The 22,203-nt window shown below is 61.2% G+C and carries 23 protein-coding genes; 2 read left to right on the top strand and 21 right to left on the bottom strand.

Annotated elements, in window-relative coordinates:
* Positions 1 to 2: 2 nt before the first annotated feature.
* From AC4CWH_RS24030 to AC4CWH_RS24090, 13 genes are all read right to left on the bottom strand, one after another.
* Positions 3 to 818: an ABC transporter permease gene (locus AC4CWH_RS24030; protein ID WP_491285864.1), complete on the bottom strand. Its 816-nt coding sequence runs from the start codon at positions 816 to 818 to the stop codon at positions 3 to 5.
* Entirely contained in the window at positions 818 to 1,744 is a 927-nt protein-coding gene (locus AC4CWH_RS24035) for an ABC transporter permease (protein ID WP_491285863.1), read from the bottom strand. The genes AC4CWH_RS24030 and AC4CWH_RS24035 overlap by 1 nt, the downstream gene beginning before the upstream one ends.
* Positions 1,741 to 2,829 carry an ABC transporter ATP-binding protein gene (locus AC4CWH_RS24040; protein WP_491321736.1) on the bottom strand — a complete coding sequence of 363 codons (1,089 nt, stop codon included), beginning with the start codon at positions 2,827 to 2,829 and terminating at the stop codon, positions 1,741 to 1,743. The genes AC4CWH_RS24035 and AC4CWH_RS24040 overlap by 4 nt, the downstream gene beginning before the upstream one ends.
* 69 nt (positions 2,830 to 2,898) lie before the next feature.
* Positions 2,899 to 4,074, bottom strand: coding sequence for an ABC transporter substrate-binding protein (locus AC4CWH_RS24045; protein WP_491285861.1), 1,176 nt, complete (start codon positions 4,072 to 4,074; stop codon positions 2,899 to 2,901).
* Between the two features lie 292 nt (positions 4,075 to 4,366).
* Positions 4,367 to 5,230, bottom strand: a complete 864-nt coding sequence (locus AC4CWH_RS24050) for a Pnap_2097 family protein (protein WP_491321737.1) — start codon at positions 5,228 to 5,230, stop codon at positions 4,367 to 4,369.
* A 3-nt stretch (positions 5,231 to 5,233) separates the two neighbouring features.
* Complete coding sequence (locus tag AC4CWH_RS24055) at positions 5,234 to 6,505, bottom strand: MSMEG_0569 family flavin-dependent oxidoreductase (protein ID WP_491321738.1); 1,272 nt, start codon at positions 6,503 to 6,505, stop codon at positions 5,234 to 5,236.
* An 11-nt stretch (positions 6,506 to 6,516) separates the two neighbouring features.
* Complete coding sequence (locus tag AC4CWH_RS24060; protein WP_491285858.1) at positions 6,517 to 6,804, bottom strand: MSMEG_0570 family nitrogen starvation response protein; 288 nt, start codon at positions 6,802 to 6,804, stop codon at positions 6,517 to 6,519.
* Positions 6,797 to 7,954: an MSMEG_0565 family glycosyltransferase gene (locus AC4CWH_RS24065; RefSeq protein ID WP_491322327.1), complete on the bottom strand. Its 1,158-nt coding sequence runs from the start codon at positions 7,952 to 7,954 to the stop codon at positions 6,797 to 6,799. Before AC4CWH_RS24065 ends, AC4CWH_RS24060 begins: the two co-directional genes overlap by 8 nt.
* Before the next feature lie 41 nt (positions 7,955 to 7,995).
* Positions 7,996 to 8,970, bottom strand: a complete 975-nt coding sequence (locus AC4CWH_RS24070; RefSeq protein WP_491285857.1) for a sll0787 family AIR synthase-like protein — start codon at positions 8,968 to 8,970, stop codon at positions 7,996 to 7,998.
* A 2-nt stretch (positions 8,971 to 8,972) separates the two neighbouring features.
* Positions 8,973 to 9,515: an MSMEG_0567/Sll0786 family nitrogen starvation N-acetyltransferase gene (locus AC4CWH_RS24075; RefSeq protein ID WP_491285856.1), complete on the bottom strand. Its 543-nt coding sequence runs from the start codon at positions 9,513 to 9,515 to the stop codon at positions 8,973 to 8,975.
* Complete coding sequence (locus AC4CWH_RS24080; RefSeq protein WP_491285855.1) at positions 9,512 to 10,630, bottom strand: MSMEG_0568 family radical SAM protein; 1,119 nt, start codon at positions 10,628 to 10,630, stop codon at positions 9,512 to 9,514. The genes AC4CWH_RS24075 and AC4CWH_RS24080 overlap by 4 nt, the downstream gene beginning before the upstream one ends.
* Positions 10,557 to 11,600 (bottom strand): Nit6803 family nitrilase, encoded by a 1,044-nt coding sequence (locus AC4CWH_RS24085; RefSeq protein WP_491285854.1) that lies wholly within the window; start codon positions 11,598 to 11,600, stop codon positions 10,557 to 10,559. The genes AC4CWH_RS24080 and AC4CWH_RS24085 overlap by 74 nt, the downstream gene beginning before the upstream one ends.
* An 84-nt stretch (positions 11,601 to 11,684) precedes the next feature.
* Positions 11,685 to 12,167, bottom strand: coding sequence for an MSMEG_0572/Sll0783 family nitrogen starvation response protein (locus AC4CWH_RS24090; RefSeq protein WP_491285853.1), 483 nt, complete (start codon positions 12,165 to 12,167; stop codon positions 11,685 to 11,687).
* Positions 12,168 to 12,507: 340 nt separating this feature from the next.
* Between AC4CWH_RS24090 and AC4CWH_RS24095 the strand changes: the two genes are divergently transcribed.
* Positions 12,508 to 13,911, top strand: a complete 1,404-nt coding sequence (locus AC4CWH_RS24095; protein WP_491321739.1) for an aminotransferase-like domain-containing protein — start codon at positions 12,508 to 12,510, stop codon at positions 13,909 to 13,911.
* A gap of 104 nt (positions 13,912 to 14,015) precedes the next feature.
* Here AC4CWH_RS24095 and AC4CWH_RS24100 read toward each other — a convergent pair whose 3' ends face one another.
* Genes AC4CWH_RS24100 through AC4CWH_RS24125 form a run of 6 tightly spaced genes read right to left on the bottom strand, consistent with a single transcriptional unit; the run spans position 14,016 to position 18,957 of the window.
* Positions 14,016 to 14,678, bottom strand: coding sequence for a GntR family transcriptional regulator (locus tag AC4CWH_RS24100; RefSeq protein ID WP_491321740.1), 663 nt, complete (start codon positions 14,676 to 14,678; stop codon positions 14,016 to 14,018).
* 10 nt (positions 14,679 to 14,688) lie between these two features.
* Positions 14,689 to 15,456, bottom strand: coding sequence for an ABC transporter ATP-binding protein (locus AC4CWH_RS24105; protein WP_491285850.1), 768 nt, complete (start codon positions 15,454 to 15,456; stop codon positions 14,689 to 14,691).
* 2 nt (positions 15,457 to 15,458) lie between these two features.
* Positions 15,459 to 16,145, bottom strand: coding sequence for an ABC transporter permease (locus tag AC4CWH_RS24110; RefSeq protein WP_491321741.1), 687 nt, complete (start codon positions 16,143 to 16,145; stop codon positions 15,459 to 15,461).
* Positions 16,146 to 16,865, bottom strand: a complete 720-nt coding sequence (locus AC4CWH_RS24115) for an ABC transporter permease (protein WP_491285848.1) — start codon at positions 16,863 to 16,865, stop codon at positions 16,146 to 16,148.
* Between the two features lie 6 nt (positions 16,866 to 16,871).
* Complete coding sequence (locus AC4CWH_RS24120; protein ID WP_491321742.1) at positions 16,872 to 17,729, bottom strand: transporter substrate-binding domain-containing protein; 858 nt, start codon at positions 17,727 to 17,729, stop codon at positions 16,872 to 16,874.
* A gap of 40 nt (positions 17,730 to 17,769) precedes the next feature.
* Positions 17,770 to 18,957 carry a M20 metallopeptidase family protein gene (locus AC4CWH_RS24125; protein ID WP_491321743.1) on the bottom strand — a complete coding sequence of 396 codons (1,188 nt, stop codon included), beginning with the start codon at positions 18,955 to 18,957 and terminating at the stop codon, positions 17,770 to 17,772.
* Positions 18,958 to 19,062: 105 nt separating this feature from the next.
* Between AC4CWH_RS24125 and AC4CWH_RS24130 the strand changes: the two genes are divergently transcribed.
* Positions 19,063 to 20,187: a trans-sulfuration enzyme family protein gene (locus tag AC4CWH_RS24130; protein WP_491321744.1), complete on the top strand. Its 1,125-nt coding sequence runs from the start codon at positions 19,063 to 19,065 to the stop codon at positions 20,185 to 20,187.
* Positions 20,188 to 20,255: 68 nt separating this feature from the next.
* Here the strand turns inward: AC4CWH_RS24130 and AC4CWH_RS24135 are convergent, their stop codons facing one another.
* Entirely contained in the window at positions 20,256 to 21,251 is a 996-nt protein-coding gene (locus tag AC4CWH_RS24135) for an MDR family oxidoreductase (RefSeq protein ID WP_491321745.1), read from the bottom strand.
* 44 nt (positions 21,252 to 21,295) lie between these two features.
* Positions 21,296 to 22,039: a FadR/GntR family transcriptional regulator gene (locus tag AC4CWH_RS24140; protein ID WP_491285843.1), complete on the bottom strand. Its 744-nt coding sequence runs from the start codon at positions 22,037 to 22,039 to the stop codon at positions 21,296 to 21,298.
* Positions 22,040 to 22,203: the final 164 nt, after the last annotated feature.

Below are 22,203 nucleotides of genomic sequence, written 5' to 3' on the forward strand. Positions count from 1 at the left end.
CTCTATGATTGTTTTTCCGGCTTGCCGATCAGAAGCGGCAGCAAGACCAGTTCGAGGCCGATGAGAACGAGGCAGGAAATGCCGAAAACGATGGTGCCGATAGCATTGAGCGACGGATCGATGGCGGCGACGAGAACCGAATAGATCGCGACGGGCAAGGTTGGCTGAAAGCCCGAAACGAACCAAGCGATGATGAATTCGTCGAAGGAAAAGGTGAAGGCGAGCAACCAGGCGCCGAATATGCCGGGCATGGCAAAGGGGAGCACGACCTTCACGACTGTCTGCCATTCGGTCGCCCCAAGATCCCAGGCTGCTTCCTCCAGCGAGGCTGGCATCTGCGCCAGACGCAACTGGATAATGGCGAGCGCCGGCGCTGTGATCAGAACGACATGGGTGAGGAAGACGGCAAACAGCGTGCCCGAGAGGTGAATACGGGCCAGGAGCCCGAGGAAACCAACGCCCAGAATGAGCGGCGGGATCAGGATCGGCAGCGTCACCAGCGCCAGAAAGGTTGTCTTGCCGCGGAAGGTGAAGCGGTTGAAGGCGTAAGCTGCGAAGAACGCGATCGCTGTCGCCACGGTTGCGGCTGCCGGCGAAACGATCATCGTATTGCCGAGCGCATTCAGGAGCGTGCCATCGGAAAACAGCTTGTCATACCATTGCAGCGTGAAACCCTGCAGCGGAAAGCCGGGAAAGCGGTTCTTCTGCAAGGAGAAAAGCACCAGGACCGCGAGCGGCAGGAACATGAAGGCATAGGCGATGCCGAGCCACAGCCGTCCGAAAAAAATCCACGGATTGCCTTTGGAGACTGTGGCCATCAGCTTGTCCTGCGCCTTGCCCGATCCGCGGCCACGAAACCGGCAGCGAGCGCCAGAACCATGACGACGATCAGGATGGTTGCCAGCGCCGAGGTGCGCGGCAGATTGGTGGAGCTTGAATAATCCGACATGATCATCGAGGCATAGGTCGGCAACTTGCCGATGATCGAGGTGCCGGCGCCGCCGCCGAGCAGGTTGCCGGAAAGCGCATCGCCCAGCGAGACGATAACGGCAAAGCTTGCGGCGGTCATCAGCCCGAAACGCGACAATGGCAGGATGACCCGGGTAAAGGCCTGCCAGCGTGTGCAGCCAAGCTCGCGCGCCGCCTCGATCAGCACCCGGTCGATTGCGAGGATGCTGACATAGAGGATGACAATGAGGATCGGCGCCAGATAGTGGATGAGGCCGATGCGGGTGGCGATCTGGGTATAGATGAGGTCGATCCGGTAGTCGGAAAGCCCGAACTGTTTCAGCACCGAGTTGATGACGCCGTTGCGGGAAAGGATCGTCTGCCAGGAGTAGAGCCGCAACACATAACTTGACCAGAAGGGCGCAATCGCAATCAGCAGTGCCAGCCGCTGCCAGCGGGCTGGCACGGCAAAGGCGATCGACAGCGCCACCATGTAGGACAGGATGGTCGCAAAGAATGCAGTGGTGATCGCCACCCAGAGTGACTGGATCAGCGCCAGCCCGTAACGCGATTTCGAGAAGAAGCTTGCGAAAATGTCCGCGTAGTTATTCAGCGAAAAATCGGGAACGGACTGAAAATTTTCGACGCGCCAGAAGCCGATCCAGAGCAGGAAGATCAGCGGCAGCAGGAAAAGAACCGTGAGCCAGATGGCCAGCGGCGCCAGGAACCAGATCTTGAGCGGGCTGTCATTTGGCGTTCTCATGGGCTTTGCGGCGGATGTCTCGACTGTCGTCATGCGGCCCCCCGGATCAGTGCAGCATCTGCCGGCGAGAACCAGACGGTTGCCGGCTGGTTGATTTCGAGCGGCAGGACCTGCGGCAGCGTCATCTTCACTTCGCTCCCGTCCACGAGATCGAGTAGGTAGATGTTGTGTGATCCGGCATACTCGCGGCCGCGCACCGTTGCTTCCAGCCGGTTTTCACCGGCGACGCCTGTCGGCGCCGGCTTGAGCTTGTCGGCCTGGACCACAACGAAGACGCCGGTGCCGACCGGCGGCGGATCATCGGTAGAAACCTCGACCTGGCCATGGGCACAATGGACGATGGCCTTGTCGTGTCCGATTTCCTGGATGCGGCCGGGAAACAGATTATTTGTGCCGACGAAGCGGGCGACGAATTCCGTCTTCGGCCGGGCATACATGTCTTCAGGTGCATCGATCTGTTCGATGTGGCCCTTGTTCATCACCACCACGCGGTCGGCCATTGAAAAGGCTTCGACCTGATTGTGGGTGACATAGATGAAGGCCATGCCGAGCTGCTTCTGGATGCGGCGTAGCTCCCCCTGCATGCGGATTCTCAGGTGAGCGTCGAGCGCGGAAAGCGGTTCGTCGAGCAGCAGAATGTCCGGCTCGGTCACCAGCGCGCGGGCCAGCGCCACACGCTGCTTCTGGCCGCCGGAAAGCTGGCTGATCTTACGGCCCATGAGATCGGAAAGGCCGACAAGGTCGGCCATGGCCTTCACCTTGCCGGCGACGATTGCCTTGTCGTGCGCCTTCAAGGTCAGGCCGAAGGCTATATTGCCGGCGACGTCGAGATGCGGAAAGAGCGCGTAATTCTGCCAGACGAGACGGGTTGAGCGCAAATTGACGGGGACATCCGAGACATCCTTGCCACGAATATAAAGTTGACCGGATGAGGCGGTCTCGAGACCGGCAAGAATGCGCAGAAGGGTCGTCTTGCCGCAGCCGGAAGGTCCCATGATGGCCACGAATTCACCGCGGCCGACCTTGAGATTGATGCTGTCGACGGCCGTGAAGCTATCGAAGTTCTTGGTGATCGACAGGAGTTCGAGATCATGAGGTGAAGGTGCGGCAGATGTCATGGAACGTCCCGGAAACGAGGAGATGGCGTCCCGCGCTGTGCGGGACGCTGGAGCTTGGCAAAAGACCGATCAGGCCGTCTTGAACTCGTTGAACATGTCGATCCATGCCTGTTCCGGCTGGTTGGCCGGCAGGCCGCGCGGCATGGAGCGGTCGATCAGCGTCTCGACCAGCATCTTGCCGGGGTTGGCAGGGTCCGGAACATAGGAGAGAAGCTTCTTCTGGTCGTCGTCCCAATAATCGACGATCTTCATGTTCGGGCCGCGCGCCTTGAACGCCTTGGTATAAACGAGCTTCGACTGGACTTTTGGCGAGGTCATGTACTTGACCCATTCCATGGCCAGATCCTTGTTCTTCGAAGCCGAGCATACGCAGGCGACTTCCTGCCAGCGTATGCCGCCCTGCTTGGGAATGGTCGAGGAGAAGTTGTCGTAGCCGGCAAGCTTCAGGTCGATATCTAGGTCGCCGGTCGGCGAGGCAAAAATGTCGCCGGCAAGCATCGCCTGTGCGATCGGCTGGTTGGATGAGCCGAACATGCCGATCTGGGGGCGTAGCTTGGTCAGGAACTCCTTGACCTTCTTCAACTGATCGTCGTTGATCGCGTAAGGCGTCTGGTTGCCCGGATTGACGGCAAGGCTCGCATTGCCGAGGTTCGGCAGGTACCAGTCGAACATGCCGATCTTGCCGGCATATTTCTTGTCCAGCAGCGAGTTCCAGTCCTGAGCCTGCTCAGCCGACATCTCGTCGGTATTGTAGGAAATGCCGTAGAACGAGAAGCGTGTCGGAATGCCATAGACCGTGCCGGCCGTCTCTCCCTTGGTGGGGGCAAAATCGCGGAATTTCGGGTGGTAATTGGCAAGTTCTGCAAAGCCGTCAGTCTTGTAGGCCTCGATTGCCTTGTTCGCCTTCAGCTTCTGGACATATTCGGCATCAGAAATGATCGCGTCGAAAGTGCCGGGCGCGGTCTGGGCGAAGAACTGCAGCATCTGCTCGCCGCCGATATAGATCTTGAACTCTACCTTGGTCTTGTGGAGATCCTCGAACTCGGCGATCACGTCTTTTTCTTCGTAACCCGGCCAGCAAAGAACGCGCAGCGGTTCAGCCGCATGGGCCTGGCGAGAGAATATGGTGAAATTTCCGAAACTTGCGGTTGCCGCCCCTGCGGCGACACTTCCCAAAAGCGAGCGACGCGAGATCTGGTGTGACTGTGACGACGTGTCTTTTGGCAACTGAGGCTTGTTGGTCATGACGTTCCCCTGATGGCAGTTTTTGCACCGCATAAATTAATGCAAGGTCCATGCCATGAAGTATCCATATGATATTATTGTTCTTATTCTAAATCGCGTCAAAATACTCCGGTGAGAGCAGATCAAAAGCTGACCATTTGGTCAAAAATGATCGATCGGTCTGACATGCGATGAAGGCGCTGATCATGGAGCAGTGTGGGACGGCGCCGATCCCTTGAAGACAAAGGTGGCTTTCGTCTTCCTCGAAAGCGTCCTGTTCTGTTTGGGCTCGATATGATCAGCAACCCGGTCCTTAGGTCGGGTCCTGGAAGGACATGAACATTTTTGCGATGAGATCTCCGGATTGCCGTCTGATCTGCCCTTGAAGGGCAGCGCCATGGCCGGAAGCTTCGGCCAACTCGAAAACGAGGCTTTCTCCTCTTTCGATATTGCCGAGAAAAAAGACATCCCGCCTTTTCAGCGTGTCTCGGTGGGGGAACCAAGCTTCCAGGGCGCGATCTGCGAGGGCCTGAAATTCTGCAAAATAGAAAAGGCCGGCACCGTTGAACTCCTGGGACGTTGCGGGATCGAAGCAGAATGAGCGCACAGGCCCCGTGGCCGTGACGGGAAGGCCCCAATGGGTCGCAATCCTTAAATTGCGAATGTCTGCGGCCGTCTTTGCCAGCTGGCTGAAGGTATAGGGTGGTGCCTTTGGCGTTTCCACGGCCGTCCGTGCAAGAGAATGATTGCGACCTTCCACGCCCCGGTGAACAAAGGCTGAGACCAATTCCACCCGTCCGATCGTGTGGCCTTCGCAGAAAAGCTCGTGGGTCGTCGCGGTCTGGGTGCGCGAGACAGTCGACAGTTCTGAACGGATGGTCAGGACGGCGTTTGCCCGGACGCAGTCCAGCCGCGCTTCAGACAGCGACGTGGCGCAGATGGCCGCATAGGCCTCCTCTCCATCGGCGGTGCGGAAATCGGCATTGTCCATGCCGAGATGGCGCGCCAGCATCAGCCAGTGGCGATGCCCCAGCTCCTTCATCGCCCATGTCTCCGACAGGCCGTGGGGGGTGAGATGCGGCATTCCGACCAGTAGGTGAGGTTCGAGCGCGCGGTCCATGAGATCGCGGCTCGTCGGTTCTGGCGCGGGGCAGGCGGTGCGGACGGCAAGGTTCATCTCTTATCCGTTCGCTGCGTGTTTCAGCGGCTGCCGGGCCTGTTGCAGGCGCGTTGCCAGATGATCCACCACATATTCGGCATCCTTGCCGACGGCGAGGAACCGGCCGGAGCCCCAGGTCCAGAGCCACGGCAGGCCGAGCACGTAGACGCCGTCTATGCCGGTCACGCCGCGGCGCTGCACCGGATAACCGGTGCCATCGAAGATGGGCAGGCCGACATAGGACCAATCCGGCGTGAAGCCTGTCGCCCAGATGACGGATGTGATGCCTTCCGCTTCGAGATCAAGCTCCGTCGTCTCTCCCTCTGGTTCCCAGAGCGGCACGTAAGGGCTGCCGGCCGGGGCATCGATACCCTTTTCCGTAATATGGCGATCGATGAGGGCGTTGATGCCGTTATAGACGCGGTCTGCGCCATCGAGATTGCTTTTGAGATTGGGCTCGAACAGCATCTTTCCGCTGGAAACGCCCACCATCCGGCCATAAAGGGTCATGCCCTCAGTCGCGAATTTTCGAAGGTCGATGTCGCGCCCGCCATCGCGGCCGGTCAGGTAATGGTTGGTGTCGTGCTTCTTTTTCGCCATGCCGTCATGGGCGATGGTGATGTCATATTGGCCAATGTCGGCCAGCCAGTCGACGACATCGCGGCCCCGGTAAAACCGGGCGCAGCGCGGGGCATTGCCGGTGACCATATGCACCTTGCGGCCGGCGAGATGCAGGTCTTCGGCGATCTGGCAGCCGGACTGGCCGGAGCCGACGACGATGACGCCGCCCGGCGGCAATTGCGCAGGATTGCGGTAATCGGCGGTGTGGATCTGGGTCACGCCGTCTGGCAGACGTTCTGCGGCGCGCGGCACAAAGGGCCGGCTGTAGAGGCTGGTGGCGAGAATGACGCTATCGGCCGTGACGGTTCCGGCAGAGGATTCGATGCGGAAGACATCGCCGACCTTTTCCAGCGCGGTGACGCTGGTGCCTTCGAAGACGGGCGCATCGACCTTTTTGATAAAACGGTCGACATAGGCGACGATCTCGTCCTTCACCATGAAACCGTGGGGATCGTCGCCGTCATAGGGATGATCGGGCAACTGGCATTGCCAGTTCGGCGTGACCAGGCAAAAGGCATCCCAGCGCTCGTTCTGCCATTTGTGGGCGACGGTCTTCTTTTCGAAGACGACATGGTCAAGCCCTTGTTTTTTAAGGTAATGGCTGGCGGAAAGGCCAGCCTGCCCACCCCCCACCACGACGGCGCTGTAATGGGATTTGAGGGATCTCGTCATCTCATGTCCTTTCAGAGAATGAAGGTCTCGCAGCGGACGCGGGCGTCCGTTTGATCGAGAAAGGGGGTTGCAGCCGTTTCAATGCGGGCGAGCTGGTCGTTTGCGGCCGAGCAGGCAAAGCCGTATTTTGCGGCGACCCGGTCACTGGCGATGGTGAGCGCCTGTCGGCTGCGCTCGACAAAATCCGCCACCGGATAACTTTCGCCCTCGGTGAAGAAATCGCGGATGATCAGCGAGGGGGAATAACAGGTCTCTTCCTCGCCATCGGGCCAGGTGATGACAAAGCGCATCTCAGGCATGGATTGCCTCCTTTGAGGGTGCATAGGTGGACAGATGGGCCTCGGCGACACGGCGCCAGGGAAAGCGGCCGGCGACTTCCAGCCCGCGCGGAATGACGTGGGCGCGGATTTCCGGCATCAGCGTGAGCGCCATGGCTTCGGCAATCGAGGCGGAGTGACGGGGATCGCACCAGAGGGCGTCGTCACGGCCAAGATATTCGGTAAACGGCGCAATCGAGGGCACGATGGCGGGAACACCGGAGGCCATGGCCTCCAGCACGACGAGGCCGAAACCCTCTTTCAGCGAGGGGAAAACCAGCGCATCGGCAAGCCGATAGAGGTTCGGCATGTCGTCATCGGAGACCGCACCGATGATATGGACGGCGGCGGCATCATCGCGCAGCGCCCGCAAATGGGACTGGAACTCTTCGTGATAATCCCGGTGATCGAGCAGCGACACGCCGCCTGCAATGACCAGTTGCGCATCCGGCTTCACGGCCCTGAGCTGCCGGAAGGCATCGAGAATGCCGATTGTGTTCTTGCGCGCCTCGATGCCGCCGATGCTCAAGAAAACCGGGCCGGCATGGAGACCGAGCCGGTCTCGCAGCGCCGTCTGCTCGCCGCTCCAGGCGGGGGCAAATCGTGTGGTGTCGACACCGTTGCCGACGACGGTCGCCTCCACGCCAAAACTTTCGCGCAAGGCGGCCTGCCATAGGCTGCTGACGGCGAGGTGTGCATCGGCCGCACGGATCGAGCGGTCCTGAAGGGCCATCAGGCGCGGGTCGTCGAACTGATCGATGTGATGGACGGTGCGCACGAAGCCGGAAATCAGGCCCCGGTCTTTGAGCGTTGCCAGCGCATTGCCGGAAATGCCGTCATGGGCGTGGAAGACATCGATAGCGGGATGGTTTGCCGGTTCGAAATATCTGACGTAGTCGGCAATGCGCTGCTCGACCATCTCAGTCATCTCGGAGAGGGCAGGTGCTACGGGAAAACAGGCCGTGCGGCAGGCGGGCGGGCGGAAGAAGCCGGCTCCCTTTGCATCGGGCGCGTGCAGGGTGACGGTATGACCCAGTGCCGTCAGCGCCTCGGACAGCTGCATGGCATGCACCACGCCGCCGCGGGGATTGGTGGAATGCGCGAGCATGGCGATGCGCAAGGGGCGCGTCATCTGCGGCGGGGTTATCCCGGGCCATGGCATTTGGGCCTGGGTCATCGAAAATGCTCCGTCGGGCCAAGCTGCATGAGGGGGGTGGTGGCATGGTCGCGGATGACGATGCGGCTCAAGCCATCGGTGATCGCAACCGCGCTACCCGGCAGCACGGAGCCAATGGCGGCGGCGGAAATGTTTCGCGTCGCAAATCGAGCGAGCACCGCATCGACGTTGTCGGGCGAGACCGAGAGGAGGTAGCCAAAGCTTGGAAAGGTCGCCAGCCAGCGGTCGAGGCTGACGCCGGAGGGGAGTGGTATGGCGGTCACATCGATGTCGATGCCGACGCCAGAGCATTCCGCCAGCATGATTGCCGTGCCGACAATGCCGCCCTGGCTGATATCCTTGGCGGCAAGGCAAAGCCCGGCCTCGGCAATCTGCGGCAGGATGTCGAGATCGCCACGAAGCCGCTCGGGTGGCGCGTCGGTTGCGGCTTCCCAGTTGTCGAAGGGCGCGCGGTAGCGGCCGCGATGATCGACGGCGGCCACCAGCACATCGCCGGGGCGGGCGTCAAAACTGGTGAGCAGGCGTTTTGCGCGCCCGACAATGGCAACCGACAACTGGCCCCGGTCGGTGCGGATATTGGTGTGACCGCCGACGATCGGCACGCCATAGGCCTCGGCCGCCGCCCGCATGCCATCGAGAACCGGGGCTGCTCCCGCCTCGCCATCGGCCCAGACAGCATCGACCACGGCAGTCGGCCGGCCGCCCATGGCAACCACGTCGGAGATATTGACCATGACGCCGCACCAGCCGGCAAACCACGGATCGGCGGCGACGAAGGCATTCATAAAACCTTCGATGGCAAACAGCAGATAGCCGTCGCCATCGGGGAGGGCGGCGCAGTCATCTCCGACGGGCACGGCCTTGTCCCGGACGCCGAGCCGCGCGGTGACGCCGCCGATATCGTGTTTGGCCGCGATCCCGTTGCTGGACTTCAGCTTTTCTGCGAGCACATCGAGGTCGACATCGGCCATGATCAGGCCGCCCGTTTGGCGAGCGCCACGAAGCCGGCTTCCGGCGTGGCGCAGGGGGGATACCAGGAAAGATCCGCCTTCATCCGCAGGTGCGGTTTGCCATAGATCTCGAATTCCTCGACCACATCCCAGTGCAGGCGGCGAAACAGCAGGCCGTTCTGCACCTGCACATTGGCGAGAAACGTGTGGCAGCCCATGGCATTGGCGGAGGAGACGGCAAGCCGGATGAGGGTGGCGCCAAGCGCGCCGATCTTGCGGAAATCCTCGTGTACGGCAAGGCGCGACCCCCACCAGAGGCCCGGCTGTTCCTGATGAATGCGCACCGTGCCCACCAGCCTGTCGGCGGCAACGCCGAGCATGGAGAGCGCAACGATGGGGGTTGCATGGTCGTCGATGGCGTCCCGGTCGTCTGTCTCAAAGATCTGCTGTTCACGGCAGAAGACATCCCGGCGAAGGGCATGGGCCTCGTCGCGCTCCCAGGCGGATGTGGCAAACTTCACCTGGTATTCGCTGGTGCGGAAGGGCGAAAACGGTTCGATGATCATTTCGTCAGCATCCTCTCATAGGTCGAAAGGGCAGAGCAGGCGCCGCATCTGCCGCAACCCGCCTTGATGTCGACGGCCTTCAGGCCGCTTTCCACGAGCAGTTTCGACAAGGGCCCGAGGATCGAATGCATGAATTCGGGTTTTGGTGCGGGATGGCTTTCAAGCGGCGTGCCCGAGATCGGCACGAAGGGGACGACGAAGGGATAAACGCCGATGGCCACGAGCTTCTCGCAGATGTCGAGGATGGCTTCGCGGGTATCGCCAAGGCCTGCGAGGATATAGGTGGAGACCTGTCCGCGCCCGAACACGGCCACCGCCGCCTTGAACGAGGCCATGTATTTCTCGATGCCGACCTGCGCCTTGCCCGGCATGATGCGGGCGCGGATTTCCGGTGTCACGACTTCGAGATGCATGCCGAGCGCATCGACGCCTGCCTCCTTCATCCGCGAAAACCAGATATCGTCTTCCGGCGGCTCGCATTGCGCCTGAATGGGAATGTCGACGGCGGCCTTGATGGCGCGGGCGCTGTCTGCGAGCACCTGCGCGCCGCGGTCATCGCCCTTCGGCGTGCCCGTGGTCATCACCATATGCTTGACGCCGTCGAGTTCCACGGCGGCTTTGGCGACTTCGGCCAGCTGCGCCGGCGTCTTGTGCGCGACGGTGCGGCCGGCTGCCAGCGACTGGCCGATGGCGCAGAACTGACAGGTTTTCGTCCGGCTCTGGTAGCGAATGCAGGTCTGCAGCACGGTGGTGGCGAGCACATCGCGTCCGTGCAAGACGGCGATCTGCGAATAGGGAATGCCGTCTGCCGTCGAGCGCTCGTAAAAGCGGGGGCGTAAGGGAAACGAGACTTCGCCGATGACCCGGCCGTCGCGGCTGATGCGGCTGTTTCCGGCTTCATCCGGTTTTTCGACCAGATAGGGGCTCTCGAAGGCGGGGGCGGTGTGAACAGGCACCATGACCGTCATGCCATCGATGGTGAGCGCCTTGTGATCGGAGGGGCCGGCGCCGCCGCGGCGGCTTTCGTGGCCGGCCTTGGGATCAACGAGCCTCGCGCCGAACGATTGCAATTCGTTGATCAGTGTTTCCGTCGAAAGCGGGGGTCTGGTGTCCATCGGTAGTGCTCCCTGTCGGTGCGGTTTCGAGGAAAGGATGGGCGGTGACCATCGCGTTTGCCGGGCGATCGTCGATGACGAGATGCAGCAGTTCCGGGCGCGCATAGTGGCCGACGCTATCCATCATCCGCTTGCGCTTGAGGATGAGGCTCATGTCGAGATCGGCAATCAGGATGCCTTCGCCCTCGGTGATCGGCTGGGCGAGATGCTTGCCCTCGGGCGAGATGATCGCCGTCATGCAGCCGCCGCGGAGCGCCTTTTGCAGGCCTTCGTCCGGGGTGATCGAGCGGATCTGCTCGTCGCTCAGCCAGCCGGTGGCGTTGACGACGAAACAGCCGCTTTCCAGCGCATGGTGGCGGATCGTCACCTCCATCTGGTCGGCAAAAATCTGTCCGACCATGGAGCCCGGAAACTGCGCAACATGGATTTCTTCGTGCTGGGCCATCAGCGCGTAGCGGGCAAGCGGATTGTAATGCTCCCAGCAGGCAAGCGCGCCAATGCGGCCGATTTGGCTCTCGACCACTTTCAGGCCGGACGCATCGCCCTGGCCCCAGATCATCCGCTCATGGAAGGTGGGCGTGATCTTGCGCCGCTTGAGAACGAGGGCGCCATCCGAATCGAAGACGAGTTGCGTATTATAAAGCGTGCCGTGATCCCGCTCGTTGACGCCGAGCGCCACGACGATGCCGTGTTCGCGGGCGGCGGCGGCCACCGCGTCGGTCGTGGTGCTGGGCACCGTCACTGCTTCCTCATACAGCCGCAGATGCTCGCGGCCGGAGAGAACCGGCGGCAGGACGAAGGAAAAATACGGATACCAGGGGACGAATGTCTCCGGGAAAACGATCAATTCCGCGCCTTTGGCTGCGGCCTCACGGATCGTTTCCAGCACGCGGGTGAGCGTCTTGTCGCGGGAGGTGAGATCCGGCGCGATCTGTGCCGCGGCAGCCCGGATGGTCCTAATGTCAGCCATGACGGTTTCCTCAAATTGCGGTGAAGGAGGCGGAGCGGACCCCGCCTTCCGAACGCGCCAAGATGCGCGCGGGGAGGGCTCCGGTCAGAGCGTCCAGGTATCGAGAATGACAGCGCCGGCACGGCGGTGGATCAGCATGAGATCCAGCACATCGAGCGGGCTGATCGGCGTGATGCCGGGGATCAATGACGGCTCACCATGGCCATAGAGGGCCTGCAGGGCGAACCGGCAGGCATAGACCTTGCCGCCTTCTTCGAGAAAACCCTTGATCTGGTTGTTGAAGTTGAGATGGCCCGGAAAGGCTTCCGAACCGAGTTTGGGGAAACCGCGCTGAATGCCGAGCGTGACGCCGGGGCCGTAAAGCAGGATGGACGTCTCATATCCCTTGCGCTTCAGGCGCTTGGCCTGCAGCAGGTTGACGAGGCCGATCGAGCCTTCGAAGGCAACGGTGTGAAAGGTGATGAGGGCTTTTTCGCCTTCCAGGGCCTGGACATCTTCAAAGACCTTCTCTTCGTAATCGACGAAGAAGTCTCCATCAGCGTGGGCCGGTGCGGTGATTGCGGGCATTGAATGGCTCCTGTCTTGAGGTCGGCCCACGGCGGGCCACTGCCATTCAATTGCAAGGGGTATGCCAGTCCGCGTTTTGCCTAATATCAAATCAAAATGGAGCAATATGCAGTCAATGATGAAGTCAATGCTCTGCTATCGATGAGCGTGGTCCCATTTTCAGGGCAAAAAGCTGGCCAGCGCTTAGGCGCGCCTGATACGTTTGAGTGCATTCAATTGACGGTCAATTTTTATTAGAGCAGGCGCGGCTGCATCCGAAACGCGGTGGAAAACCGCTTTTTCGCGTGACAGATGTGGCGCGCAACAATATACAGTCAATATTCAACATTGATGAGTTTCCATGAAGACTTGGCTCCCCGACCTCTCCCGCAGCAATGGCCCGCGCTACATGGCAATTGCCGACGTCATCGAGATGGATCTAAAGAGCGGCAAGCTACTGGTGGGCGATCGGTTGCCGCCGCAACGCGAACTGGCAAAACGCCTCGCCATCGATTTCACCACCGTCGCGCGCGGTTATGTCGAGGCGCAGAAGCGCGGGCTTGTGGCGACTCATGTCGGGCGCGGCACCTTTGTCACCGGCGGGCCTGAAAAGGAACGACGCGGGTTCGTCTCGCAGGCGGCGCTGGATGCAAGACGCACATCCGTCGTGGATTTTTCCATGAACATGCCGCCGGAACCTGACGATCCCGATCTTCTGGCGCGCATGCAGGAAGGGCTTTCTTCGGTCGCCACCAACATGATCCCGCTTCTGCGCTATCAGGGTTTTGGTGGCGCCGGCATGGACAAGGAGGCTGCAGCCTCCTGGCTCAGCCGCCGCGGGCTGGTGCCCTCGCAGGAGCGCATTTTCGTGACGCCCGGTGCTCACCCGGCGCTTCTCGCGATCTTCGGATTGCTCGCAAAACCAGGTGACATGGTGCTGTCGGAGAATATCACCTATCCCGGCATGCGCTCCATTGCAGCGCAGCTTCGCCTGAACCTGACCGGACTTCCGATGGACGAGGAGGGGATCATTCCCGCAGCCTTTGCCGAAATGTGCAAGACCGGCAAACCTAAGGCGCTCTACCTCAATCCGACGCTGCAAAACCCGATGACGCTGACCATCCCGGAAAAGCGGCGTGAGGAAATCTGCGCTGTCGCGCGTAAATATCACGTCCCGATCGTCGAGGACGACGCTTACGGTTTCATACCGCTGCATGGACCGGCGCCGCTGGCGGCCATGGCGCCGGATCTGACCTGGCATATCGGGGGGCTCGCCAAATGCATCGGCGCCGGCCTGCGGCTCGCCTATGTCGTCGTGCCCGATACCAAGGCGGCCTGGCCCTTTGCCAGCTCCATGCGCGCGGCCTGCGTCATGGCCTCGCCGCTGTCATCCGCGCTTGCCACGCGCTGGATCGAGGATGGCACGGCCGACAGCATTCTGCGCTTCATCCGTACCGAAGCGGCCGCCCGCCAGGCGCTGGTTGCCGAAGTGTTGCCGTCGGGCAGTTACAAAAGCGATCCGATCAGCTTTAACATCTGGCTGCCTTTGACGAACGGATGGACGCGCTCGACCTTCGGCACGCAGATGCGCGCCTCTGGCATCGGTGTCGTCGCCAGCGACGCATTTACCGTCGATGGCCAGGCGGAAGAAGCGGTTCGCGTCTGCCTCGGCGGGCCGATCCGGCGCGACACGCTGAAGGCTGCGCTGGAGTTCATGGGCCATGCGCTCGAAGGCTCACCGGAAATGGCGGGCACCTTTTTCTGACAGCTTTGCTCGCCCTGCGGAAATGCTGCTGGCCCGCACACTCTTCGCGGCAAGCCTCAACTCGATGCCGAATACCTTGGCGGCTCGATGCGCCCGCGCGCGGTTTACCGCGATGCCAGTTCATGAAAACCGGCCGTATCGGCTTCGATCGATTCGGCGATATGATCGCGAACCGCCTGTTCCGCCGCGTCCGGCGATCCGCCAGTGAGCGCGTCGTAAAGTCTTTGATGCTCTTCGGTCAGGTTGCGGCGGCACGGCCAATGCGCTTCCGACCAGCGGTAAAGCCATTCCATCTTGTCAGCGAGCTGGGCATGGCGGCGGATCAACAATTGATGGTCGGTCTGGGCTACGAAGCTTGCATGAAAGCCGAGATCGGCGCCAAGCCGCGCGTCCGCGTCCCCCGAATTTGCACCTTCGAGAGCCTGGAACGACTGCCCGATCGGACTGAGATCGAGATGAGGCCGCTTCTGCGCGATGATCCGGGCGGCAAGGCCCTCCAGAGCGGAACGCAGCGTGTAGATTTCTTCGATCGCGCGGATGTCGAGTGTCGCTACATGCCAGCTCGAATACGGTGTGCGCACGACGAGTTCGCGCACCTCCAGCGCAAAAAGGGCCGAGCGGACCGTGCTTCGGCCGACACCGATCTGTTCGGTCAGCGCTGTCTCGGTCAGCGTGGCGCCGGGGCGGAACGTTCCGCGGACGATCGCATCCCTCAGCCAGTCGGCGGCATTGTCGAGCAGGCTTTTGCGGTCGATCGGCTCGCGCATCGGAAAACCTTCACCGGTTGCGATCGAAATGGCCGCTGACGAAGGCGCGGCAGCGGTCCGAAACGGGATTGCCAAAAACCTGGTCGGGCGTTCCCTCTTCCTCGATAATCCCTTGGTTCAGAAAGATCGTTCGCGATGAAACTTCCCGCGCGAAGCCCATTTCATGGGTCACGATCACCATCGTGCGGCCATCCTCGGCCAACGCCCGGATCACCTTTAACACTTCGCCGACCAGTTCCGGGTCGAGCGCAGAGGTTGGCTCGTCGAACAGGATCGCGCGTGGACGCTGCGCCAGCGCGCGGGCAATGGCCACGCGCTGTTGCTGTCCGCCGGACAGGTGTGCCGGCCAGGCGTCGCGTTTTTCCGAAAGCCCGACCTTGTCGAGAAGGGCCATGGCCTCCTCGATGCATTCGGCCCGTGGCCGCTTCTGCACGTGGATCGGGGCCTCGATGACGTTTTCCAGGACGGTGCGGTGCGGCCATAGATTGAAACCCTGGAAGACGAAACCAAGATGTCCGCGCATACGGCGCGCCACGACTTCTTCGCGGCGTGACAGATGCCCGCCGGTCGGCGCCAGATGATCGTCGCCGACGGTGATCGTCCCGCTATCGGGGATTTCCAGGAAAGGGATCGAGCGCAGCAGCGTGCTTTTTCCCGAGCCGCTGGCGCCAATCAGCGTGATTACCTCGCCATCTTGAGCGGCCATATCGATGCCGCGTAGGACCTCGTTGTCGCCAAAACGCTTGCGAAGGTTCTTGACCGAAATCGCCGGTTGCATATCTATCGGTTTCCTTCGAATTGCCAGGGCGAAAGGCGGCGTTCAAGCCATGCCGTCGCCTGCGTCACGATCAGTGAAAGTGCAAGATAGATCGCCGCCGCGCAGAGGAAGATCTCGACGGCACGCCAGGTTTCAGACACCAGGGCGCGCGCAAGTCCCGTCACCTCCATCAGCGTGATCGTGCTGACCAGCGCGGTTGCCTTGAGCATGGAAATGACCTCGCTCGAATAGGCTGGCAGCGCCTGGCGGAAAGCGATCGGCAAGATGACACGGCGCAAGACGGTCGGCCATGTCATGCCCGAAACGCGGGCCGCCTCGACCGCACCTTTCGGCACGGCGCGAAGTCCGCCGCGCAGGATTTCCGACGTATAGGCGGCATCGTTGAGGATGAGCGCCAGGAGACCGCACCAATAAGGCTCGCGGAAGAACGGCCAGAGAAAGCTGTGCCGAACAAAACCAAGGGTCGCAAGGCCATAATAGATCATGAAGATCTGGATCAGAAGCGGTGAGCCACGGAACAAGAAGACATAACCGGAGGCCACCGCATTGCCGGTGCGCGTAACCCGCATGAGATTGAGGAGCAGTGCCAGGCATCCGCCGCCGAAAAGCGATAGAATGCCCAGATTAAGCGTCAGCGGCAGGCCGGCGAGAAGCTGCCGCATGGTGGTGAGGAAGAAGTCCATGCTCATCTATCGCTCTCCCGCCAACTGGCCGCGCAAGCCCCGATGCTCGATGATGCGGAAGACCTGGCCCGAGATCGTCGTGAGGATGAGATAGAGAACCGCGCCTGCGGCATAAAAGAGAAAGTGCTCCTGCGTAGAGCCGGCGGCCACCGTGACCTGTCGCATGATCTCGACCATGCCTGTGACCGAGACCAGCGCCGATTCCTTCACGACGGACTGCCACTGGTTGCCAAGGCCGGGAATGGCCGTCACCATTGCCTGCGGAACAATAACCCGACGAAACAGGGTGAAGCGCGTCATGCCAACGACGCGACCGGCCTCGATCGTGCCGCTGGGGACCGCCTGGTAGGCGCCCCGCAGCACTTCGGCCTGATAGGCAGCCGAAATCAGGCCGATCGCCAGCATGCCCGCCAGAAATCCGCTGATATCAAAGGGGCCGGCAAAGCCGAGCGCGGTGCCGACGGCGGTCACCAGCTGGCGACCGCCGAAGTAGAAGAGATAGATGACGAGGATGTCGGGCACGCCGCGCATGACGACCGTGTAGAGCCCGGCAAGGCTGCGGAGCAGCCGGCTGCGGCCCGTGCGCGCCCATGCGACCAGCGTTCCGAGCACGATGCCGAAGGCAAACGCGGCAAGCGAAACGAGGAGGGACATGACGGCTGCGTGCAGGAGTACCTGCCCCCAGCCGTCGGGGCCGAAGCCGAGAAGATCGAGATCGGCCCACATCGGCGATCAGAGCTTCGGTGTGACGTCGAGCCCGAACCACTTCTGCGACATGGCCGACAGCGTTCCGTCCTCGGACATGGACTTCAAGGCCTTGTCAAGCAGCGGCTTCAGTTCCGTATCGTTCTTCTGCACCGCAACGGCTGCGCCACTGCCCATCACGCCGCCCTTGAAGGAAGGGCCGGTCGTTGCGGCCTTGTCGGCGTTCTTCTTGAGGAAGGCGGCGATATTGGTGGTGGCCGCCATTGCGGCATCGATGCGGCCGTTGGTCAGGTCCTGATAGACATCGGGGCCGTTCTGGTAGGTGCGGATCGTCACGCCCTTGTCGGCGAGATACTGGGTGAGGAAGGTCGACTGGATGGTCGAAACCTGCACGCCGACCGTCTTGCCGGAAAGTGCCTTGGCAATTTCGGCGACTGCGGCGTCGGCGGCGGCCTTGTCGGCCAGGTCGATATTGCTGCCATTGCCCGGCAGTTCGGTGCCGCTGTCCTTCAGGACAACGAAATTGGAGCCACCGGTCGTATAGGGCAGCGAGAAGTTGACGACTTCCTTGCGCTTGTCGGTAATGGTCACCGCGTCGATGGCGCCGTTATACTTGCCGTCGACCAGGCCCTGGATCATGCCGTCCCAAGCCTGCGAGATGACCTTGGCTTCGAAGCCGGAGCGCTTGGCGATCTCGGCGATCAATTCGATCTCGAAACCCTGCAATTCCCCCGTCGGCGAGGTCATGTTGAAGGGCGGGTAGGCGCCTTCGGTGGCAAAGACATAGGTCTTCTTGTCCTGTGCGAACGTGGTTTGCGCGCCGGCAAGAACAAATGCGGCAGCCGCAACGCCGAAAGTAAGCAGGGCCTTACGGGTCAATGTCATGGTTTCAGTTCCCTTTTATGAAGCTTGTGCAAAGATGCTGCTACGGCAGCAGTTCGACGGCCATGCGCGTCAATGCGATTGCACTCTGTGCAATACAGGACTCGTCTGGCTGATAATCGGAATTGTGGACGCGGTCGTTGCGACCATCCTGCCCGGAGCCGATGAAGATCTGGATCGAAGGCAGCCGTTCCGAGAAATAGGAGAAATCCTCTGCTCCGAAACTCGTTCCCGGCTCAACGATTGGCGCATCATCGAATTGCAGGCCGAGCGCCACTGCTGCCTGATCGATCATCTTGTCGTCATTCATCAGGGGCGGTGCGCCCCTGACATAGTCGATCTCGGCGGTGACGTTCATCGCTGCAGCAGATCCTGCGCAGATGCGTCGGAACGATGCCTCAGCCAGGTCTCGCGATTGCGGTGAACGGCATCTCACCGTGCCCTCGAACATGCAGCTGTCCGGGATGATGTTCTGTGTCGCGCCCCCTTGAATGTGACCGATCGTCAGGACGGCGGAGAGTGCCGGGTCCATCTCACGCGAGATCACCGTCTGCAATTGCGTGATGACATAGGCGGCCGCGACAATCGGATCGATGGCGGCATGTGGCCGTGCGGCATGGCCCGATTTGCCGCGGATGACAACCTGAAATTCGTCGCTGGAGGCGGTGCTGGCGCCGCGATGGAGGGCAATCTTGCCGGCCGGCAGTTCCGGGCGGTTGTGGAAGGCGATTGCCATGTCTGCGCCGTCGGCTGCACCATCGGCGACCATGGCGGCGGCGCCGCTCTCCTGCGTCTCTTCTGCTGGCTGGAAGATCAACCGGATCGATCCGGCCAGGCGCGGCGCAAGCTTGACGAGGGCACCGGCCGCTCCGAGCAGCGAGGCGGTGTGGAGATCATGCCCACAGGCATGCATCTTGCCGGGGACGGTCGAGGCAAATTCGAGGCCGGTCTGCTCGTGGATCGGTAGCGCATCCATGTCGGCGCGAAGAATGACACACGGACCCGGTCGCGCGCCGGAGATCGTTGCGACCACGCCGGTGCGCCCGATCCCGGTTTGCGGCTCAATGCCCAGCGCGCGCAGTTCCTCTGCCACAATGCCTGCGGTGCGGATCGTTTCGAAGCCGGTTTCAGGATGCGCATGGATATCGCGGCGGATTTCGATCAGTCGAGGCTCGGCGGCGCGCACCAGAGCATCGATCTCGGGGCCAAGATCATTTGGCAAATTCGGCATGACTGACTTTGAAACCTTGGCTGCAGCGATTGTCCCAACATTGCAAAGGTGAAAGCATGCTGTCAAGGATCGACAATTGACAATCGATCTTTGCAAGGGTGCAGTATGGCGGTCGACCCCCATATCGATACAATTCTGGCCGGCATTGGCCATTTCACCGATGGGCAGACGGGTGGTCTGGTGCCGCCGCTGCATATGGGGGTCACGCATGTGTTGGGAGAGGGCGGCCCGGCCAGCGGCTATGCGCGAAGCGGGCCGGCGGATGGGTCTCATTTCGAGCGCATGATGATCTTGGCTGAGAAAGGTGCCGATGCCGTGGGATTTGCCTCCGGTGCATCGGCCGCGCAGGCAGCCGTTGCCATGCTTCCAGAGGGTTGCCATCTCCTGATGGAGGCCAACGGTTATTATGAGTTCCGGGAGATGATTGCTCGTGCGGGGTCCGTCAGAGGCATGACGGTCGAGACCGTCGATCTTTGCGATCTTGATCAGGCAAGGGCCGCGGTTCGCCCGGGGCAAACGGCCTTGATATGGGCGGAACTGCCGACGAACCCTCAGTGGCGTGTTCCCGATATTCGCGGTCTTTCAGATCTGGCCCGTGCGGCCGGCGCTGCATTGCTGGTGGATTCGACGGCAGCGACACCGGTTCTCTGTCGCCCGCTCGAACATGGAGCCGATATCGTGCTGCATTCCGCGACGAAATTTCTGAATGGACATGGCGACCTGACCGCGGGTGCTTTGGTTCTTGCCGATGCGGAGAATTCAACGGCTTTGAGAAATCACCGCACGGCCCATGGGACTGTGCTTAGTCCGATGAGCGAATGGCTGTTGCTGCGCGGGATCAGAACGCTCGCAGTCAGGATGGAGCGCGCCTGTGGTTCTGCACTGACGATCGCCGAATGGCTGGCCTCACGTGATGACGTCGAAGTGGTATATTACCCGGGCTTGCCACGATCTCCTGATTTCGATCGTGCCAGCAGACAGTTCCTGCATGGTTTTGGCAGCATGCTCTCGTTCTGCGTGTCAAGCCGCGCAAAAGCTGCAGCGGTGACGAAGGCGGCAAAGGTCTTCCGCCAATCGACGTCACTGGGGTCAACCGAGAGCCTGATCGAGCACCGTGCCGTGACCGAAGGTGTCGGCACGCGCTGCCCCGACACCCTGATAAGGCTTTCCATTGGCCTGGAACATCCGTCAGATCTCATTGCCGATCTCGCCGATGCCATGGACGGCTAGAGTGCAGACGTCATCCTTGTAAGCGGTGCGCCATCTGGCGCATCGCGAAGATCAACGGCCCTTGGGGCTTATGCGGTCACGTCGATGACCACACGACCACGGATCTTGCCATCGATGATCTCCTGCGCCAGTTGCGGCAGCGCCGACATCGGCTCCACACGGGTCATCTGTGCAAGCTTGCCGTGATCGAGCGTATCGGCAAGCGTCTGCCAGGCGCGCCGGCGTTTGGTAAGCGGCGCCATGACGGAGTCGACCCCCAGGAGCGCGACGCTTCTTAGGATATGCGGCAACACCGTTGCCGGCAGATCTGCACCGCCGGCCAGACCACAGGCAGCAACGCCGCCGCCATAAACGGTCTGCGCCAGCACATTGGCAAGCGTGGTGGAGCCGACGGAATCCACCGCACCTGACCAAACTTCCTTCTGTAAGGGGCCGGCCTTTTCGGCAAGGGTGGTGCGCGCGATGAAATTCGTCGCCCCGAGCGAAGCAAGATAGTCATGGGTTTCTGCGCGGCCGGTCGATGCGGTCACCGCATAGCCTTTTGCAGCCAGCAGGCTGATGGCGACAGAACCGACACCACCGGCCGCACCGGTCACCAGAACCGGCAGATCGGAGGTTGCAATCATGCCCCAGTCCTCAAGCGCATTGACGCAGAGGGCGGCGGTATAACCGGCAGTGCCGATTGCCATGGCCTGTTGCAGGGAAAAGCTCTCGGGCAGCGCGATCAGCCATTCGGACTTCAGGCGCTGGAAACGGCTATACCCGCCCCATTCGGTTTCCGACAGGCCGTAGCCGTTGACGATCACCTTGTCGCCGGCCTTCCAGTCCGGCGAGCGGGATTCAACCACCGTACCGGCAAGGTCGATGCCGGCGACCATGGGGGTGCGGCGGGCAATACGGCCCTTTCCGGAAATTGCCAGGCCATCCTTGTAGTTGAGCGTCGAGAAGGACACCTCGACCAGCACATCATGATCTGGCAGATCGGAAACCGACAATTGCCTGAACGCGCTCTTTGGCTTGCCGTCCACGGTATCGACAACCATCGCTGTGAATGAACCGGTCATGTTATCCCCTTCTTTGATTTTCTATGGATAAAGCCCTGATTTGCTCAGGTATTTTCACGTTTTGCGCGGGCATCGAGTGCCGCCGAGTAGCTGGTGCGCACATAAGACAGCAGCGACGTCAGAGCAGCCGTTGCAGCATCGGTATCGCGCGCCCTCACGGCATCGATGATCTGCGTGTGGAACGCCACGACCTGACGGCGCTCGCGCACCCGGAAAACGATCATGTTGGTGATCGGGATAAACGCCTCGATGACGGTGTACATCATCAGTTTCAGCGGGCCATTGCCGCTTGAATCGACCAGCGCCCGGTGGAACCGCACGTCAGAGGCACAAAACTCTTCGTCGCTGATGGAGGCATCCTGCTGCACGACGATCTCGGCGGCCATGGCCTGCAAGCCGTCTTCCTGACGGTTTTCACAGGCCAGGCGGCAGCAGATCTTTTCCGTCTCCAGCCGCGCCGTCACGATTTCATCGATATCAAAAGCGCCGATCCCCACCAGCAGGGTTGCAGCCCCCGTAATGGCCTTGGAGAGGCCCTCGGGATCCGGCCGCTTGACGAAATTGCCGCCCTGGGGTCCGCGCCTGGAATGGATGAGGTTCTGGGCCGCCAGCCTCTTCAGGGCCTCGCGAACGGTCGGGCGTGAGATGCCGAAACTTCTGGCCAGATCATCCTCGGTCGGCAGGCGTTCATCGATCTTCAGGCGGCCGTCCATGATGGCCGAGCGGATGTTTTCAGCCACCTGCTTGGCAATCCCCGATCGCACGACCTCATCATATCTCAGATTCATGGCGCCTCTTCCTTCGCTTGAACGCATTGATGGCATGGCTCGAGCGAGAAAGCCATTACCATTTAAATATAGGTTTGACAAATATGGGATTGGCGATAACCTGCCCCATAGATCCATATAACCAGGGGAACAAAAATTGGTGGGATCGCTGTACCGGGGCATTT

The sequence above is a fragment of the Neorhizobium sp. PAMB6716 genome (genome assembly GCF_058242805.1).

Coding starts and splice junctions, on each gene's coding strand:
- AC4CWH_RS24125 (WP_491321743.1), bottom strand. CDS start 18,957: ATGCCGAATTTGCCAAATGATCTTGGCCCCGAGATCGATGCTCTGGTG.
- AC4CWH_RS24030 (WP_491285864.1), bottom strand. CDS start 818: ATGGCCACAGTCTCCAAAGGCAATCCGTGGATTTTTTTCGGACGGCTG.
- AC4CWH_RS24065 (WP_491322327.1), bottom strand. CDS start 7,954: ATGACGCGCCCCTTGCGCATCGCCATGCTCGCGCATTCCACCAATCCC.
- AC4CWH_RS24045 (WP_491285861.1), bottom strand. CDS start 4,074: ATGACCAACAAGCCTCAGTTGCCAAAAGACACGTCGTCACAGTCACAC.
- AC4CWH_RS24040 (WP_491321736.1), bottom strand. CDS start 2,829: ATGACATCTGCCGCACCTTCACCTCATGATCTCGAACTCCTGTCGATC.
- AC4CWH_RS24135 (WP_491321745.1), bottom strand. CDS start 21,251: ATGACCGGTTCATTCACAGCGATGGTTGTCGATACCGTGGACGGCAAG.
- AC4CWH_RS24055 (WP_491321738.1), bottom strand. CDS start 6,505: ATGACGAGATCCCTCAAATCCCATTACAGCGCCGTCGTGGTGGGGGGT.
- AC4CWH_RS24090 (WP_491285853.1), bottom strand. CDS start 12,167: ATGCCCGCAATCACCGCACCGGCCCACGCTGATGGAGACTTCTTCGTC.
- AC4CWH_RS24110 (WP_491321741.1), bottom strand. CDS start 16,145: ATGAGCATGGACTTCTTCCTCACCACCATGCGGCAGCTTCTCGCCGGC.
- AC4CWH_RS24120 (WP_491321742.1), bottom strand. CDS start 17,729: ATGACATTGACCCGTAAGGCCCTGCTTACTTTCGGCGTTGCGGCTGCC.
- AC4CWH_RS24085 (WP_491285854.1), bottom strand. CDS start 11,600: ATGGCTGACATTAGGACCATCCGGGCTGCCGCGGCACAGATCGCGCCG.
- AC4CWH_RS24140 (WP_491285843.1), bottom strand. CDS start 22,039: ATGAATCTGAGATATGATGAGGTCGTGCGATCGGGGATTGCCAAGCAG.
- AC4CWH_RS24100 (WP_491321740.1), bottom strand. CDS start 14,678: ATGCGCGAGCCGATCGACCGCAAAAGCCTGCTCGACAATGCCGCCGAC.
- AC4CWH_RS24075 (WP_491285856.1), bottom strand. CDS start 9,515: ATGATCATCGAACCGTTTTCGCCCTTCCGCACCAGCGAATACCAGGTG.
- AC4CWH_RS24070 (WP_491285857.1), bottom strand. CDS start 8,970: ATGGCCGATGTCGACCTCGATGTGCTCGCAGAAAAGCTGAAGTCCAGC.
- AC4CWH_RS24080 (WP_491285855.1), bottom strand. CDS start 10,630: ATGGACACCAGACCCCCGCTTTCGACGGAAACACTGATCAACGAATTG.
- AC4CWH_RS24130 (WP_491321744.1), top strand. CDS start 19,063: ATGGCGGTCGACCCCCATATCGATACAATTCTGGCCGGCATTGGCCAT.
- AC4CWH_RS24035 (WP_491285863.1), bottom strand. CDS start 1,744: ATGACGACAGTCGAGACATCCGCCGCAAAGCCCATGAGAACGCCAAAT.
- AC4CWH_RS24105 (WP_491285850.1), bottom strand. CDS start 15,456: ATGCAACCGGCGATTTCGGTCAAGAACCTTCGCAAGCGTTTTGGCGAC.
- AC4CWH_RS24060 (WP_491285858.1), bottom strand. CDS start 6,804: ATGCCTGAGATGCGCTTTGTCATCACCTGGCCCGATGGCGAGGAAGAG.
- AC4CWH_RS24115 (WP_491285848.1), bottom strand. CDS start 16,865: ATGTGGGCCGATCTCGATCTTCTCGGCTTCGGCCCCGACGGCTGGGGG.
- AC4CWH_RS24050 (WP_491321737.1), bottom strand. CDS start 5,230: ATGAACCTTGCCGTCCGCACCGCCTGCCCCGCGCCAGAACCGACGAGC.
- AC4CWH_RS24095 (WP_491321739.1), top strand. CDS start 12,508: ATGAAGACTTGGCTCCCCGACCTCTCCCGCAGCAATGGCCCGCGCTAC.